Origin of the sequence: Pseudoalteromonas prydzensis, from assembly GCF_001661495.1 — a bacterium.
GTDB classification, from domain to species: domain Bacteria; phylum Pseudomonadota; class Gammaproteobacteria; order Enterobacterales; family Alteromonadaceae; genus Pseudoalteromonas; species Pseudoalteromonas prydzensis.
In genome coordinates, this window is the sequence record NZ_BDDT01000002.1 from 193,791 (window position 1) to 210,820 (window position 17,030).

At 40.5% G+C, this 17,030-nt stretch carries 12 protein-coding genes; 5 read left to right on the forward strand and 7 right to left on the reverse strand.

Annotated elements, in window-relative coordinates; genetic code table 11:
• Nucleotides 1-31: 31 nt before the first annotated feature.
• From A7968_RS05245 to A7968_RS05265, 5 genes are all read left to right on the forward strand, one after another.
• Nucleotides 32-1,006, forward strand: a complete 975-nt coding sequence (locus A7968_RS05245) for a GGDEF domain-containing protein (RefSeq protein WP_064665532.1) — start codon at nt 32-34, stop codon at nt 1,004-1,006.
• Between the two features lie 68 nt (nt 1,007-1,074).
• Nucleotides 1,075-1,434 carry a glutathione S-transferase N-terminal domain-containing protein gene (locus A7968_RS05250; RefSeq protein WP_064665533.1) on the forward strand — a complete coding sequence of 120 codons (360 nt, stop codon included), beginning with the start codon at nt 1,075-1,077 and terminating at the stop codon, nt 1,432-1,434.
• A gap of 82 nt (nt 1,435-1,516) precedes the next feature.
• Nucleotides 1,517-3,001: a glutamate--tRNA ligase gene (gltX, locus tag A7968_RS05255; protein ID WP_064665534.1), complete on the forward strand. Its 1,485-nt coding sequence runs from the start codon at nt 1,517-1,519 to the stop codon at nt 2,999-3,001.
• Between the two features lie 228 nt (nt 3,002-3,229).
• Complete coding sequence (locus A7968_RS23690; protein ID WP_064665535.1) at nt 3,230-8,545, forward strand: S8 family serine peptidase; 5,316 nt, start codon at nt 3,230-3,232, stop codon at nt 8,543-8,545.
• Nucleotides 8,546-8,877: 332 nt separating this feature from the next.
• A complete protein-coding gene (locus tag A7968_RS05265; RefSeq protein WP_064665536.1) occupies nt 8,878-9,717 on the forward strand; it encodes a MipA/OmpV family protein in 840 nt (279 codons plus the stop codon).
• Between the two features lie 16 nt (nt 9,718-9,733).
• Here A7968_RS05265 and A7968_RS05270 read toward each other — a convergent pair whose 3' ends face one another.
• From A7968_RS05270 to surA, 7 genes are all read right to left on the reverse strand, one after another.
• The gene (locus A7968_RS05270; protein ID WP_208855831.1) at nt 9,734-10,174 is read right to left on the reverse strand and encodes a DUF3019 domain-containing protein; all 441 of its coding nucleotides are present in this window, start codon (nt 10,172-10,174) and stop codon (nt 9,734-9,736) included.
• Between the two features lie 411 nt (nt 10,175-10,585).
• A complete protein-coding gene (locus tag A7968_RS05275) occupies nt 10,586-12,601 on the reverse strand; it encodes a methyl-accepting chemotaxis protein (protein WP_064665538.1) in 2,016 nt (671 codons plus the stop codon).
• A gap of 132 nt (nt 12,602-12,733) precedes the next feature.
• A complete protein-coding gene (locus A7968_RS05280; protein WP_064665539.1) occupies nt 12,734-13,549 on the reverse strand; it encodes a symmetrical bis(5'-nucleosyl)-tetraphosphatase in 816 nt (271 codons plus the stop codon).
• A 3-nt stretch (nt 13,550-13,552) separates the two neighbouring features.
• On the reverse strand, nt 13,553-13,942 hold the full coding sequence (apaG, locus tag A7968_RS05285; RefSeq protein WP_064665540.1) for a Co2+/Mg2+ efflux facilitator ApaG/CorD: 390 nt from the start codon (nt 13,940-13,942) through the stop codon (nt 13,553-13,555).
• Entirely contained in the window at nt 13,926-14,732 is an 807-nt protein-coding gene (rsmA, locus tag A7968_RS05290; RefSeq protein WP_064665541.1) for a 16S rRNA (adenine(1518)-N(6)/adenine(1519)-N(6))-dimethyltransferase RsmA, read from the reverse strand. Before rsmA ends, apaG begins: the two co-directional genes overlap by 17 nt.
• Entirely contained in the window at nt 14,729-15,721 is a 993-nt protein-coding gene (gene pdxA / locus A7968_RS05295) for a 4-hydroxythreonine-4-phosphate dehydrogenase PdxA (protein WP_064665542.1), read from the reverse strand. Before pdxA ends, rsmA begins: the two co-directional genes overlap by 4 nt.
• Before the next feature lie 3 nt (nt 15,722-15,724).
• A complete protein-coding gene (surA, locus tag A7968_RS05300; protein WP_064665543.1) occupies nt 15,725-17,020 on the reverse strand; it encodes a peptidylprolyl isomerase SurA in 1,296 nt (431 codons plus the stop codon).
• Nucleotides 17,021-17,030 lie beyond the last annotated feature (10 nt).

Sequence of the window (17,030 nt, forward strand, 5' to 3'; positions counted from 1 at the left end):
AAATGTTATGTATTTGTTTAGGTTGGTTTAGATGATAGCAAACCCTTGCGGGCACGAATGGATTGTATTCTTAACACAACAAACCGAAGAGCAGTCACTAGATGCTGCGCTCATCACCGCTATTTCTGGACTGGCAGACATGCAAGTGTTTGCGTTATATATTAATAAACACTTCAATCCACAAACTCCTCCTACGTTATTAAATGTCGATAGCCAAATAGAGCAGTTTGCAGCTGATGAGCTGATGCACCTATTGGATAACGTTAGCAAAAATAAAGTCCGTGTGAGCAGTGCCTTCGGTTGTATTACAACGTATGTGCCTGTGTATTATCTAGGCACGGTAATTGGTTTATTAATGGTTGAGTCAAAAGATGAACTGCCTGAAGGCACTACTGTATTAGCACTGCATATCTTAAATGTTTATGCTAATCAGTTAGCGTTGATCCATAAGTCACGGTTAGATCCCTTAACAGAATTACTTAATCGGCAAACGTTTGAGAAAAAAGTAATTGAAATACTTTCAGGAGACGATTTTTCAACCAAAAATATAGCACTTAAAGAAAGTAAAAACTGGTATTTAGCGATTATTGATATTGATCACTTTAAACGGGTCAATGATAACTTTGGTCACGTTATCGGTGACGAAGTTATTTTATTGGTATCCAGACTATTGAAAAATAATTTCTGCTTAGAGGATTATGTATTTCGCTACGGCGGCGAAGAGTTTGCAGTATTGTTTCAAAGCGATGATAAAGCAGCTGCTCGAGGTGTATTAAACCGATTACGGACTAATGTTGCCGAATACCCTTTTCCTCAAGTCGGTAATTTAACTGTCAGTGCGGGTTTTTTAGAGCTCAGCCATATTGATATGGTTGCAACCTTAGTTCATAAAGCAGATTTAGCCTTGTATGAATCGAAAAATAACGGCCGTAATCTAGTCACTGCATACAGTGATCTCAATGTCGTGGACGATATCGTTAATGATGATGGTATTGAGCTTTTTTGAATCTTTTGCAGTTGCTTTAACTGTGCTAAAATCCACGCCCTTAAATTGTTGGAAACAGGGCTCAGTTGATGAAATTAGTTCGTTGGTTATTAGGTAGTTTAATCCTCTTTTTTGATTTTGTATTTACTCCTCGCAGTAAAAAACGCCCTGCGGATGAGCAACAACAGTTAGATCAATTGACTGCTCAATTCAAATTGTATCAATTCAAAGCGTGTCCTTTTTGTGTAAAGGTACGCCGTGCGATTAAGCGTGAAGGCTTAAAAGTTGAAACTCGCGATGCTAAGAATAACCAGCAATATCGTCAAGAGCTGCTTGAGCAAGGTGGTAAAATAAAAGTGCCTTGTTTGCGTATTGAACAAGATAATCAAGTCACTTGGTTATATGAATCAAACGATATTATCGCTTACTTAAATAAAGTCGCTGTATAAAGCGGCCAATAACTTCGAAAATTGCCCATGCTATGCTAGCATTTGGGCAACTTTTATAGTCCTTTTTAAAGAGAACAAAACCATGACAATTCGTACTCGTGTTGCGCCTTCACCTACCGGTGACCCGCACCTTGGCACCGCTTACATCGCCTTATTCAACTATTGTTTTGCTAAGCAACAAGGTGGTGAATTTGTACTTCGTATTGAAGACACTGACCAAGTGCGAAGCACAGCAGAATCAGAGCAAGCGATCATGGATAGCTTACGGTGGTTAGGACTTGAGTGGGATCATGGTCCCGATGTAGGTGGTGAGTTTGGCCCATACCGTCAATCAGAGCGTAGCGATTTATATAAAAAGTATGCTCACCAACTTGTCGACGACGGTAAAGCGTTTTACTGTTTCGCGACCAGTGAAGAGTTGGATCAAATGCGCGAAGAGCAGATGGCGGAAGGCCTTCGTCCTAAGTACGATGGCCGCGGTTTAAAGCTTACTGATGACGAAATTAAAGCAAACTTAGCTGCTGGTAAGCCTTATGTTATTCGTATGAATATCCCATCAGAGGGCACATTTAAATTTAACGATTACTTACGTGGCGAAATTGAGATCCCATGGGAAAACGTAGACATGCAAGTGCTACTTAAAGCCGATGGTTTCCCAACTTACTTCCTTGCTAACGTGGTTGATGATCACCACATGGAAATTAGCCATATTTTCCGTGGTGAAGAGTGGATCAACTCTGCGCCGAAACTATTAAAGTTATATGAAGATTTTGGTTGGCAAGCGCCTGTATTAGGGCATTTACCTTTACTACGTAACCCAGATAAATCAAAGCTTTCTAAGCGTAAAAACCCAACGTCTATTAATTACTATAAAGAAATGGGTTATTTACCAGAGGCGGTACTTAACTATCTTGGCCGTATGGGCTGGTCAATGCCGGATGAACGCGAAAAGTTCACCCTAGCAGAGATGATTGAACACTTTGATATGAAACGTGTGTCATTGGGTGGCCCGGTATTTGACGTTGATAAATTAAGCTGGTTAAACGGTATGTGGATCCGCGAAAACTTTTCTGACCAAGAGCTTATTCAGCGCTTTGTAGATTGGAAGTTTAACGGTGCAATGCTGGCTAAAGTGTTACCTGAAGCAAAAACACGTATTAATACTTTATCAGATATGGTTGATTTAGCCGGTCATTTTGTGGGGGGTATACCAAGCTATGATCCCGCTTTATTAACAGCTGGCAAAGCCGATGAAGATGTAATTCGTCAAGCTTTACAGTTCTTTATCTGGCAGCTTGAAGGTTTACGCAGCTGGCAAAAACCAGAAATTTTTGCAGTCGCAAAAGCTGTATCAACTTTCCATGAATTGAAGATCAAAGACTTCTTAGAACCGATTTTTGTGGCTATCACTGGTAAAACATCTTCAACGTCAGTGCTTGATGCCATGGAGATTTTAGGCTCAGATCTATCAAGAGCTCGATTAAGAGTCGCTTTAGCCCACTTAGGTGTTTCTAAGAAACAGGCTAAAAATATTGAGCGTGCTTATCGAGAGTATCCTCAAGACTAATTTATTTCGCGATATAATAATAAGCCGCATTACTTACAATGCGGCTTTTTTGTTTTTATACGCTTTAATATTGAGGCTGTGCTTTTACACTGTTGCACTTAAAGCGTACAAAATGATACATACTTGTAAGTGATAATGCATTTTGCATGTGTTGTAGTTAATGGTAGTTAACTTGGATGTTAAATTTAAGTTTATGGATATTTATAAAAACTACTATTAGGTATTACTATGAAATTAACGACTGTTTCCGCTGCTGTTGCCGTTGCAATATGTAGCGCCAGTGCATTGCATGCTGCAAATATTCCGCAGCCTAATGAGCATACACCGCAAGCTGTAAATATTAACCAAGAACAAGCAAAACAAGTAGCTGATAAATTTCATCAGGTATATTCATCTTCTATGTTGCAAAATGATGGCTTGAATGTTCAGCTTAATTCTCATGGCAATAAATTCCAAGAAGAAGGCCTTGATGGTGAGCATGTTTACATTGTTAAGTTAAAAAATAACTCAGTTGCATTGGAGGCACAAAATTTTGACTCACCACTAGCAAAAACATTACGTACACAAGGCGTGAGTAAAATTTTTGAAAAAGGTCGAGCGACTTCTGCAGCGGTGACAACATACCAAAATAAGCTTATTTCTAAGCAGCAAACAGTCATGCAAAATGTAACAGCTGTAACGGGGCGCACTAAAGTGCGACGCCATTTTACAAAAGCGCTTAATGGTTTCTCAGTTAAAATGACTGAAACCGAGGCTGCACGCGTAGCAAGTTTAGGCGGTGTTGATGCTGTGATGCGAGCAAAAAAATATGACCTATTGTCAGATGAAGGTCCAAAGCATATTGGCGCAGATAAAATCTGGGACGGTACGAGCGTACCAAGCGGCATTCAAGGTAAAGGTGAAGGCCAAATCGTGGGTATTATTGATACCGGCATTAACTCTGATCACCCATCATTTTCTGCAATAGGGGGGGATGGCTTTGAGCATACAAACCCATTTGGTGCTGGTGTTTATGTCGGTGACTGTGTTGAAGAACCTGATGAAGTGCAGTGTAACAATAAACTGATTGGTGTGCGTTCTTACGATGTAATTACCGATGCATATGAAGCAATGATCCCAGGTTGGCCTGCCATTGGTGAGGACTACCAAGGCCACGGATCACATACAGCCTCTACAGCTGCAGGTAATATACTTTATGACGTACCTTATATGATTGCAGGTTTAGGTGAAGAATCTGATGGTGTGATACTCAAAGATGCCTTATTTCCACAAATTTCAGGCGTGGCACCCCATGCAAATATTATTTCTTACCAAGTATGTTACCCAACTAGCGACGAGTACACAGGTTGTCCAGGCGAAGCCTTGATCGCAGGTATTGAAGATGCAATATCTGATGGCGTAGATGTTATTAACTTTTCAATTGGTGGAGCAGACTCTAATGTTTGGGCTGATCCTGTTCAGTTGGCTTTTTTAGCAGCTCGAGAGGCTGGTATTAGTGTTGCCGCAGCCGCAGGTAATAGTGGTCAAGCATGTGGTGCGGAATGTTTTGGTGCACTTGATAATTCATCACCTTGGCTTGCACAAGTCGCTGCAACAACACATGCACGTAGTATCGCTGTGGAAACAGCTATTGATTTTGCCGGTTTTATTGATCCTGAGCTAGGCAGTGAAGTACCTACGTGGTCTGAAACTGGTTTAGTGGGTGGTTCAATCAATACAGATGAAATCACCGGTGTTGTGGTTTGGGCCAAAGATTATGAAGATATCAACGGCGAAGTGGATAGTATGGGGTACTGTACTGCCGATTACCCTGCGGGTACTTTTGATTTCTTTAAAGACGGCACTGAAATTCCAGGTGCAGCGGATGGCAGTACCAATGTACTTGTGGTGTGTCAGCGTCATGATCCTGAAGATCCGAACGCAAATGCTCGAACAGCCAAAGTTGAGCATATTAAAGCCGGTGGTGCAGATGGTTTCATTATGTACAACCAAAATCGAGATCAAGGCACTGTGGCAGAAAGTTATTCACTACCGAGTGTGCATTTTACCTATGAACAGTGGAATGGTGTTCACCCTGAGCAAGGCTTAGAAGACTGGCTTGATAGTACCTCAGAGCTAGGTCATCAAATTACCATTAATCCAACAGTAATTGAACGTCGTATAAATGAAGACAATGCTGATTGGCTTGCAGCTTTCTCATCTCGTGGTCCATCTTATGCGAATGAAGAAATTTTAGCGCCTGCTATTTCTGCGCCTGGGGTTAATATTTATGCTGCCTACTCTGATGAGCATCCGTTTACAACACCCCATGGGCAAGATTATATTGCGATTAGTGGTACATCAATGGCATCACCGCATGTAGCTGGTACGATGGCGTTACTTCGGCAGGTACACCCAGAGTGGACCCCAGCTGAGATCCAATCGGCACTATTAATGACAGCAGATAATGTTGTGCAATATCGTCGTTTAAATCGTGCCAATGGTGATATTGATAAAGCCGAAACATATCGAGCAGGTACAGGGCGAGTGAATGTAGCAAATGCTGCTAAAGCCGGTTTTGTGATGGATGAGACGGCTGATAATTTCTTAGCGGCTGATCCATATAATGGGGGGACGCCACATAAATTGAATGTCCCAAGCCTAGTTAATTTTTCTTGTGCCCCGCAATGTCAATGGATCCGTACTATCACGGCAACGGAAGATGGTACATGGTCTGTTACGCAAGATGATGTAGTTAACTGGAACCCAGATAGCCGTTCTCAAACAGCACAAAATGGCGTTAATATCGAAGTTATCCCAAGTACTTTTAGCCTGAAAAAAGGTGAAAGCCAAACAATTATCGTTAAATCATCGATTATGGATACGCAGGACTGGTTCAGTAACTCTGAAGTTGAGTTACACAGTGCGCTGACTTTTAAGGCTGAGCACGCGGATACCCCTGATGCTCGTTGGCCAATCGTATTTAAATATGACCGAGGTGAATTACCCTCATCATTACAAACGACTGCGCACTCAGAGCAAGGAACTTATGTAGCAAAAAATATAGCTTTACCTAAAGTTGACGCGCCTATAGGACAAGTATACAAACCCGTTAAGGCCGATGTTGAAACGGTTTCTATCCCTAAAGATGATGAAAGGATTTTCCCTTGGGCTTTAAACCGCACTGATGAAGTGGATGAGAACGATATTTTAGATGAAGCGACTTTTACTAAGTTTATTACTGTTCCTGCAAACAGCAAGCGTTTAAATGTTGAAATAACGGGGGTTGCATCACCTTTAGATGGTACGTTAGGTAAAGGGAATGCGATCGTTTACATTGGTAAAGATTATAATGGTGATGGGGTAGTTCAGCCACAAGATGAGATCTTGTGTGTATCAAACCATATTATGTATAACAACTTTTGTAATATTAATAATCCAGAAGAAGGTGAGTATTGGGCAGTTATTTATAACCCTAATGACAGTGGCCATATTGGTGTTGAAGAATCGTTTGATGTAGCCATTGCCATCGTTAAGGATGAAATAGCGGATAATTTTGATGTTAGTGTGCCAGCCAGCGATGGTAGTCAACCTGTTGACATGACCGTTAATTGGGATATGGAGATGGAAAAAGACAGCGTGTACTACTCGCTGATAGATGTGGGCACATCTGCCGTTAATCCAGGTAATATAGGCTCAATTCCATTTAAAATCACTCGTGGTAAGAATGTTGTTGAGTTCGGCTCCCCACAAACGGGTGCGAAAGTTGGTGATAAAGTGCCACTGACCTTTGCTGTGTTGGCAAACAACACAGGTATAGATCGTGATTTTGCGTTTGAGCTCACTATTCCAGATGGTTTAAATATTCGTGCTGAAGATGTATTGGTAGGTAGCAGTGGGGAGGCCGCAATTGAGTTTGTCGATGATAAAGTCATTATTTCTGGTATTCAAGCAGATACAAGGGATGTTGAACCGGACTATATAGTAACCAATAATATTTCGGATGAAATGTGTCGCTTGCCAAACTTGGGCAATAGTAACCCTGGTGGTTATATAAACCTGTCAGAATTTGGTATTGCTCCATCTTTATCAGGGTTTAATGAAGATGGCCTCACTAACTATAGAGATGGTTGGATCATTCCGTTTAATGCATTTTTCAACGGAAATTATAATCACTTTAGTTTATATAATAATACTGAACTGACGAATATTCCGAACACCTTTGTGCAGATAAAAGGCATGGGAACGGTTGATTTAACTGGTTCGCCGTTTTTCTTCCCACAACATTCACCGTTCCCTTATAACTCTTTTCCGTATGAAATGATGGCGCCATTATGGCGTGGTTGGAGTTCAACGGGGTCAGGTTTTCAGCAAGATGTGTTATCAGTTGGTTTATCATCAAGTGAAGGTATTTCAGTAGCTGGGACATCATCTGGCTGGGGAATCATTGAATGGGATAAAGCCGCTGATTATGGTGATGCCGTGTATGATTCAGAAACTAAAACATATACTTATACTAAACGCGATAATAGTTTTGATTTCCAAGTAGTCTTTAATGCAAATACCCGCTTCGGTAAAGGTGAGCATGAGCTTTACTACGCTTACAACAATATTGATTTTGGTAGCACAGGCGCACAAGGTAGCATTGGACTTCAAGGTTTTAGAGGGCTGAGGTTTAACCGTGGTCCACTTGAACAGTACCGTGGTGTTGAGGTTGCCTATAATAATATTAAAGACGTCGTTAAAGATGATTATATTGTCTGCATGGACTATGTTGGCCCTGAGTCATCACAATTTGAAGTAACAGCGTGGGCAGAAGTACTTCCTTCAGCGTCAGGACAAAATCTTGAAATTATGGCGACGACATCGATGTCAGACATGGCGGATAGCACTATGGTGAAGACGTTATCAGTGCCGGGTAACATCACTGTTGCACCGCTGAGCGACATGACTACCACAGAAGAAACAGCAGTAACGTTTAATGTTAGCTACATTGATGAAATGAATTCGAAGAATCAAGTTTCAATCATTGCAGATAACGCCAGCTATACCGTTGACGGTGATACGGTGACGTTAACGCCTGCAGATAACTTCTTTGGTGAGATTGCCGTTGAAGTTGTGGTATCAGATATTGAAAATCCAACAGATAAAGCCAGCACTACGTTTATGCTAACAGTGACAGGTGTGAGCGATGCACCAGTGGCTGAGGTAGCAACGACGGACGTGGTTATTACTGAAGGTGAGACAGTGACACTTGATGCATCAGCATCAATGGATGTAGATGGTGACGAGCTAACATTTGCATGGTCAGGAAAGGGTGTTATTGCCGATGCAACAGCAGCGAAGACCACGGTTTCAGGCTTAAGCGCTGGTGAGCATGTATTCATCGTGACAGTTTCTAACGGTGAGCATCAGTCTGAGGCAAGAGTAAATGTCAGCGTTGTTGCAGCCTCTGAAGTTGATGAATCAGATGAGCAAGGAAGTGACAGTGGTTCACTTGCTTGGTTAACCGTGTTAATGACGGGTTTTGCAGGATTAAGACGTCGCGTTGTAAAACGTAATTAATCACTCCCCCTAAGTGTGTTATGTAACAAAGGGCCCTTCGGGGCTCTTTTTTCGTCTATGCAAAAATTAATATTAGTGACTTTTATTTTTTATCTATATATCAATAGAATAAATGGTAACTTTGAGAGGGGGTCTAATGTAGCAAAATGTACCTTTTATTTAATTTTGTGTGCTTTGTGTTACATTGAAATTGGTTTTAATATATCTATTTAAATTATTATACAATTTTATCCGCAGAGGATATGATCGACCAATTATAGCTGCTATGGCTATATGTAAATATATTGACTCTTTATACAGAAAAGTAATTAAATTAAGGTGGTTTGAATACAATGATGAGGTTATTAGGGTTGTTGTGTTTTGTATGCACAAGTGCAAGTGCTCAAAACGAGTTAAAACAACAACAATTAATAAAAAAATCAACATTACATGCGAGTATTACACTCGGCTATGGTGGTATTCAAAATCCAGTCGCGAGTTCTAAAAATATTACCTCTGTGATACTGCCTAAGTTCTCTTATTATGGCGAACGCTGGTATGTGGATAACTTTGCTCTTGGCTATAGCCTTATCGAAACTGACCGCTATTATATAGATATAGCAGGTCGTTTTAATGATGATGGTTTTTTCTTCAAATTAGACGGTATAGACAAGCTTTTTGCAACGAGTATTGTTACTGATAACCATAAAACTCCAATTCATGGCTCCGCTCCAACTAAGACACTGACTCCTATAGAGCGTAATTTATCTTACTTAGCGGGCTTATCATCAGGTTTGAAATTACCCGGTGATTCATGGTTAGAGTTAGCGTTATTGCAGGATATTACTGGTGTACATAATGGTCATGAAGTGCAAATTAATGGCTATAAGTCAGTGGAAGTCTTAGGTGGTTTATTTGGCTTTGAGGCAGGGGCTAATTATAAAAGTAGTGATTTGATAGAGTATTATTACACAATTGCGCCAACAGAAGCCCTGACGAGACTTACTAAATACGAGTTGCAAAGCGCAATAAACTATCATTTCAAGCTGGCGTATGAGTATCCGATCAATGAGCAACTGAGTGTTGATCTGCAGCTTAAACATACCTGGCTAGATCGCGAGTTAGCTAAAAATCCAATCATTAATGAAAACGGTTACTTCTCTGGGTTTGCAGGTGTTACTTATCATTTTTAGCCCTACAGCACAATTGTTATAAACTCCAACCAAAACGGCGTTTAATGCGGTAATCCTTAGCTTCATAGCTGGCAATAGATAGTTCTTGTTCTTTGATAATTAAGTTAGTTAACGGATCAATTAGTTGTACTTTAAGAGACTGATTTGTATTTATTTTAAACCTTTCTTCAATTAGACCACTTTGAGCATAACATTGGGTGTACTGAGGTCGGTTGGAAATTTCTAAACATAGCTCTTTAAATGGGGCGAGAATAAAACTTACCTGAATGTTCAATTCACACAACGCTTGTTTGGCTTCAGTAATACACACCGTTGGTGAGACTTTAAAAAAAGGCTTTTCAGTTGATTTTGCAAAGCTATTTATACTGCTAATCACAGAATAAATACATATTATGTAGATTAATATTTTGTGTAGATTTTTCACATCAATTTTAAAAATCCTTGGGATATTACACAACTGAATACCTATTTATAATAGCGGGTTTGAGCAATGTTTAAAGCTTTTTAGCTTTGTGTTGAGTCAGTGTTAAATCACAATTTACTTTTTACCTGTAAGAGGTTTGAACGGAGTTTATATAACTTAAGCAGTTATGATTAATTACTAAGCGTAACATTAACTATCACGAAAATGTTGTCAGTTTGTTAGCACAAAATAATACACTTCATTAAAGGGGGAGTAAATCCCAGCCAAAAATTAATTTGCTTCTATTTACTGATGCGGTTTTAAACCGCGATTTAGTTACATCAAAGTTGCGGTATTATTGCTTAAATAATTATTAATGAATTGAATAAGTGGCAGGAAATTGTTTGCTAATAAAACGCCGCGCTAGAAAACCTAGCGGGGCGTTTTATTAAGCGAGTTATTCGTTTAAACTTTAAACTCATCCACTGATAAACGTAATTCTTCAGCGAGCTTAGCCACTTCAGAGCTGGAGATATTGGTTTGATTTGCGCCTTCAGCTGTTTGTTCAGCAATTGCTACAATTGACTCAAGACGTTCGCTGATCTCCTGTGATACTTGCTGCTGCTCTTGTGCTGCGGTTGAGATCTCTTCACTTACATCATGGGCTAGCGCAACGGCTGCAGTGATTGAATCTAGTGCCGTATTAGCTAAATCTGATTGCTCAACACATGAGTCAGCTTGTTGTTTTCCTTTCGACATTGCTGTTACAGCGGCTTCAGCGCCAGTTTGTAATGACTCAATCATGGCTTGAATTTCTTGTGTCGAGGCTTGAGTTTTACTTGCTAGCGATCGAACTTCATCCGCTACAACAGCAAAACCACGACCTTGTTCACCGGCACGAGCCGCTTCTATGGCAGCGTTGAGTGCAAGTAGATTGGTTTGATCTGCAATACCACGAATAACATCAAGGATACTGCCGATAGAAGCGCTGTCTTGATGCAGCTTATTAATGACTTTTGATGCAGACTCTACTTCTCGAGCGAGTTGCTCAATGGTTGCTTTATTATTGTTAGAAATGCCTTTAACGCGATCAGCTTCTTTATCCGCATTTTTGATTTCTTTAAGTGCCTGCTGAGCGCTGTTACTCACAGTTTGTGATGTGCTGCTCATTTCTGTGGTTGCAGTGGCGGCTTGCTCTACTTGCGCTTGTTGATTGCGAATAGCTTGGCTTGACTCACCAGTAATTGCAGAGGTTTCTTCTGATGCGGCAGCAAGCTGTGTAGAGCGAGATATAATGCCTTGGATCAAACTGCGTAAACTTGTTATTAATGTATTACAGCTGCGCGATAGCTCACCAAATTCATCTTTTGCGCTATCATCAAGGCGCTGTGTCATGTCACCACTGGCAACGATATCGAGAATACGATTAACTTCAGCTAATGGTTTGATGATGCGATTGACCGTAATATAAGCCACAATGATAGCTAACAGAGTGGCGCTGATCATACCAATCCAAGTCCACAGGTTTGCTGCAGCAACATCACTGCTGACCTCTTTTTGTAACTCAAACGCGACATTACTGGCTTGGCTAACTAATTCATTGAGTTGTTTTAATGCAGTTGTTGTCGCTTGCTCTGCTTGAGCGAGCTCTGCTTCGGTGGTCGCAATGACATCAATTAAACGTTTTTTGTTGGCCGAGATACTATTATTGCCGAGAATGTTATCGCGAATAGAAGTAAAATAATTATTTAGGTCATTGTATAAACCGGGCTCTACAGCTTCCACCGCTGGTCTCAGTAGGTTTAAGCTACGTTCAATTTCTTCTAAGTAATAAAGTTGCTCATTTTTAACGATATCTAAGGTATTCTGAGTTTTCACTGTCAGCATATCAGTGCTATTTGTTACTAACGATAAAAAGTTATTTTCTAATTTATTAGCAGCTTGATACGCTCTACTATCATTAGCTTCTAAGCCATCTATATCGATGATATCTAACACTACTGAGTTAGCGTCCTCCGCCGCAAGCTCAATGGCTTCTAATTGCGCACGCAGTGATTTATTGAGCTTTAGTTGATTACTTTTATCTTGTAATAAATTTTCTACCGATTTAATAAAGCGTTTGTAAGTTTGCTCAACGTTTTGGCTACTTTTATTAAGTTCTGGGTTGTCGTGAACAACTTGCTGTAATTGTAAGTAAGATTTATCAAAGCGTTGTTTTTGTTCTAATACAGATTGTTGAATTGGCGCAAGTTCGGCGACTGATTCGGTGTAAAAACTTGCTTGCGCAGCTTTACTCATTAAAATAAATTCAACTTGCAGATCTGAGCTTTGCTCTAAAGCAGGCAGCGATAATTGATTGACTTGCTGTGCTGAATTATTAATATTTGCGATTCTGAACAGTGAATTACCCCCAATTAAAAGAAGCAATAAGGTGATACAAATAAATCCACCCCAAATACGCTGGCTGACAGTTAAGTTCATATAAAATTCCATAAAGAGAGTAGCAATTAGACTTTATCGGCTTTATTGCGGATAAGTTAAGTAATTAAATTTAATTACTTTTAACATTCATAACAACAAATCTAACAGAAGATGAATTATTTTTCAGGTTATTTAGATAGAATTAACTGAATTAATACTGAATCGTTGTTTGTTTTTTAATTCCAACAAGGTCATTGCTCCACCCCACACGCAGCCTGTATCCAAAGCGTGGATATTTGCATGATTAGTTACCCCTTCAAGTGCTGCCCAATGACCAAAAACAATATGTTTCTTAAAACTGTCAAATCGTGGATGTTTAAACCAAGGGATCATTGCATTAGAGTCAGTAATGCCACCTTTAAAAGTCAGCTCTAATTGTTCATCAAGGGTTAAAAAACGCATTCGTGTAAAGTAATTTACTATATAGCGAAACTGTTCAAATTCAGTAAGTTGCTCATTCCAAACCGGTGGATGCTGATCATACATATGCTTAAAGTAGTCACGTGCATCTGCACCTTGATAACAGTGTTGTGCAAATTGTGCATACTGTAGAGCTTGCTTAATAGACCAAGCCGGATTGAGGCCCGCATGGCTAATAAATACTTGTTCTTGCTTAAGCCATAGCGCGAGTGGTTGCTGCTGCAACATGGCGATATAAGCAGGTAGCTTTTCTGAGCTCAGTAGGGCGGCGAGTTTATCTTTGGGGTTAGCTGGTTTGTTTAGCATGTAGTTGGCAATAAGGTGCAGATCATGATTCCCTAAGGTCACAGTGATACTATCTTGGTGTGTATATAAGTAATCTAAACAGGCGAGTGAGTCGGGGCCACGGGCGACAATGTCGCCCACTAAATAGAGGTGATCTTTACTTGGGTTGAAGTCAACTTGCAGCAATAAAGCCTGAAATTCTTGATAACAGCCTTGTAGATCACCAATTGCATAGTTTGCCATTATTTAATGCAAAATATTAGGCTGTGCTAAACGAAAAACGTTAATGGGTGCATCAAATTCAGTGCCGAATTCATTTTTCAAAGTGTAATAACCTTGCATGGTGCCTACTGGCGTATCCAATACAGCGCCGCTGGTGTATTTGTAGCTTTCGCCAGGACCAATCGTTGGTTTTTCACCGACCACACCTTCACCTTGTACTTCGACTTCTTTACCATTTGCATCAGTGATCAGCCAATAGCGGCTAATTAGCTTAGCACTGCATAAGCTGTGATTTTTAATGGTAACTGAATAGGCAAATACATACTTATCAAGCTCAGGTTGTGACTGGCCTTCAACATAAAATGTTTCTACTGAGACTTTAATGGGTGAACCCAAATTACTGCTTGTTGTCATAAATCCAATTAGCTATATCAATAAATTGTTGTAACGAAAGGCTTTCCGCGCGTAAGGTGATATCGATCCCGATACTTGTTAATTCATCCGCAGTGACTAAATTAGCTAAGCTGTTACGCAGTGTTTTACGACGTTGGTTAAAAGCCTCTAAGCACACAGTGTTAAGAATTTTAGTGCTTTTTGCTGTGCGTTGCTCAGGTTTCTTCGGAATTAAGCGAATAACGGCGGAATCAACTTTAGGTGCAGGTTTAAAGCACTCCGGTGGTACTTCAATAACAGGCATGGCATTGCAGTAATACTGCGTCATCACACTTAAGCGGCCGAAAGTTTTGCTACCGGGGCCTGCTACCATGCGTTTTACCACTTCTTTTTGCAGCATAAAGTGCATGTGCTCTATGTTGTCAGCAAACTCAAATAAGTGGAATAGCAATGGTGTTGAAATATTGTACGGTAGATTACCAAACACTTTTAATTTACGCTCATCTTTCATCAAGCTTGAAAAATCAAACTTCATGGCGTCGCCTTGATGCACGCTAAGCTTTGGCCCTAAAAATGGGTGTTCAGTTAAGCGTTGGGCTAAATCTTTATCGAGTTCAACAACCGTTAAATGGCCGCTTAATTCGCTCACAGGCTCAGTGATAGCCCCAAGGCCTGGACCGATTTCAACTAAGTTATCTTGCGGTTTAGGATCAATTGCACTGACGATTTTATCGATGATCATTTCATCGCATAAAAAGTTTTGCCCAAAACGTTTACGGGCGCGGTGTCCTAAATGTACTTTATCTGTCATTGATTTTGTGCTTTTTCATGGGCGAGCTTAATTGCTTCGCGGATCGCTAATTCAAAACTACCAACATCAGCATCACCACTGCCGGCTAAATCAAGCGCGGTACCGTGATCGACTGAGGTGCGTATAAACGGTAAACCAAGAGTAATATTCACTGATTTACCAAAACCTTTGTATTTTAGCACAGGTAAACCTTGATCGTGATACATTGCTAACACTGCATCTGCTTGCGATAGATATTTGTCTTGAAACAAGGTGTCAGCCGGTAAAGGCCCAATTAAGTTCATTCCTTCGCTGTTCAGTTTTTCTAGCGTAGGGGTAATAGTGTCAATTTCTTCACGGCCTAAATGGCCATCTTCACCCGCGTGAGGGTTAAGGCCACACACTAAAATACGTGGTTTATCGATACCAAATTTAGTTTGCAAATCGTGATGTAAAATACCAGCCACTTTACTCAGACGTTCACTGGTAATTGCACGCGATACATAAGCCAATGGAATATGCGTTGTCACAAGGGCAACACGTAACCCTTCAGTGGCTAATAGCATAACTACATCAGGCGTATTTGACTGCTGTGCAAAATATTCGGTGTGACCGCTAAATGAAATACCGGCTTTATTAATAATACCTTTATGGACCGGGCCTGTTACAACTGCTGCAAATGTCCCATTCATATTCATTTCACAGGCGATGCGCAAAGTATCAAGCACATATTGACCATTGGCATCATTTAATACGCCCATTTCAACGTCGGCACCTAGATCAACTTGATGCAGGTAAACACTGCCAGCAGGAGCAAGTGCTGCTGGGGCATTCTCATCAAACGGGATCAAGTTGATTGTTAAACCAAGTTGTTTGGCTCGCTGCTGTAATAATTGTTTATCAGCAATCACTACCAGCTGTGCTGGCCAGTCATGTTGAGCAAGTTTTAGCAGTAGGTCAGGGCCAATCCCGGCAGGTTCGCCGGGAGTAATTGCAATACGTAGAGTCATTGGTTATTCATCAATTGGGAAAATTTCAACATGGGCTTGTTCACGCATTTCTTGCTGCCAGTTAAAGCTTTCTTCTTTAAATTTACGATTAAATAGCATGCCGTGGGCGCGGTTGCGTTTCGCTATTTCGGTTTTATCAGCTACGCGTTTATCTAATAATTGCACTATATGCCAACCAAATGTGGTTCTAAATGGGTCACTTATCTCGTTTTTATCAAGCGATAACAGGGCATCTCTAAACTGCGGCACATAGGTTGTAGGATCTGTCCAATCGTACTCGCCGCCTTTAAGTGCAGAACCTGGATCTTCTGAATATTCTTTCGCAAGCTCGCCAAAGTCAGCAGTGCCAGCACGTAACTCTTTAGCAAAGCCATTAAGCATTGTGCGGGCTTTTTCTTCGCTTAAGATAATTGATGGCTTGATCAAAATATGACGAGAGCGTACTTCAGTTGTTTCAACAACTTGGCGGCCGCGAATATCTTGTACTTTAATGATATGAAAGCCAGCGCCAGAGCGAAGAGGGCCGATAATAGCATCTTTTTTGGTGCCTTTAACGGCTTCTGCAAATAGTGATGGCATTTCATTAATGCTCATCCAGCCTAATTGACCACCTTCAAGTGCCTTTGAACCACTTGATGAAGAAATCGCGATACGCTTAAATTCTTTGCCTTCTTGTAAAAACTCGATAACTTTATCTGCACGGGTTTTTGCGCTTGCAATTTCGTCTGCGGTAGCGTTGTTAGGAATATCAATTAAAATATGACCAATATCGTACTCTTCAGTATTTTGACCTTGGCTTTCCATTATTTTTAATAGGTTATCGACTTCTTGCGGGCTGATGTAAATACGACGGTCAACGTTTGCACGCATTACTTGTTGGGTGGTAATTTCTTTACGAATTTCTTCACGGTAAGATTGAAAACTCTCACCTGCGGCCTCGATTGTACGACGTAAATCTGCGATCGAACCACCTTGCTCTTTGGCCATGCTAACTAAAGTTTGATCAAGTTGGCTATCCGAAATTTCTAAGCCCATGCGATCTGCCATTTGCATCATCAGTGTTTGATTTACTAATCGTTCCATTGCTTGGATACGCAAAGTTTCATCGGATGGCAATTCTTGACCTTGTTCTTTGGCTTGCGCTTTTACACGGTTAACAATAGTGTCAACTTCACTTTGTAAAATAACCCCTTGGTTTACAATACCCACCACCTTGTCTATTTCAACAGGGGCTGCGAAGACGCTTTGACATAAGCCAAGCGTTAATAATGCGGATGCTAATAGTTTTTTTAAATTCATACTTTTTCTA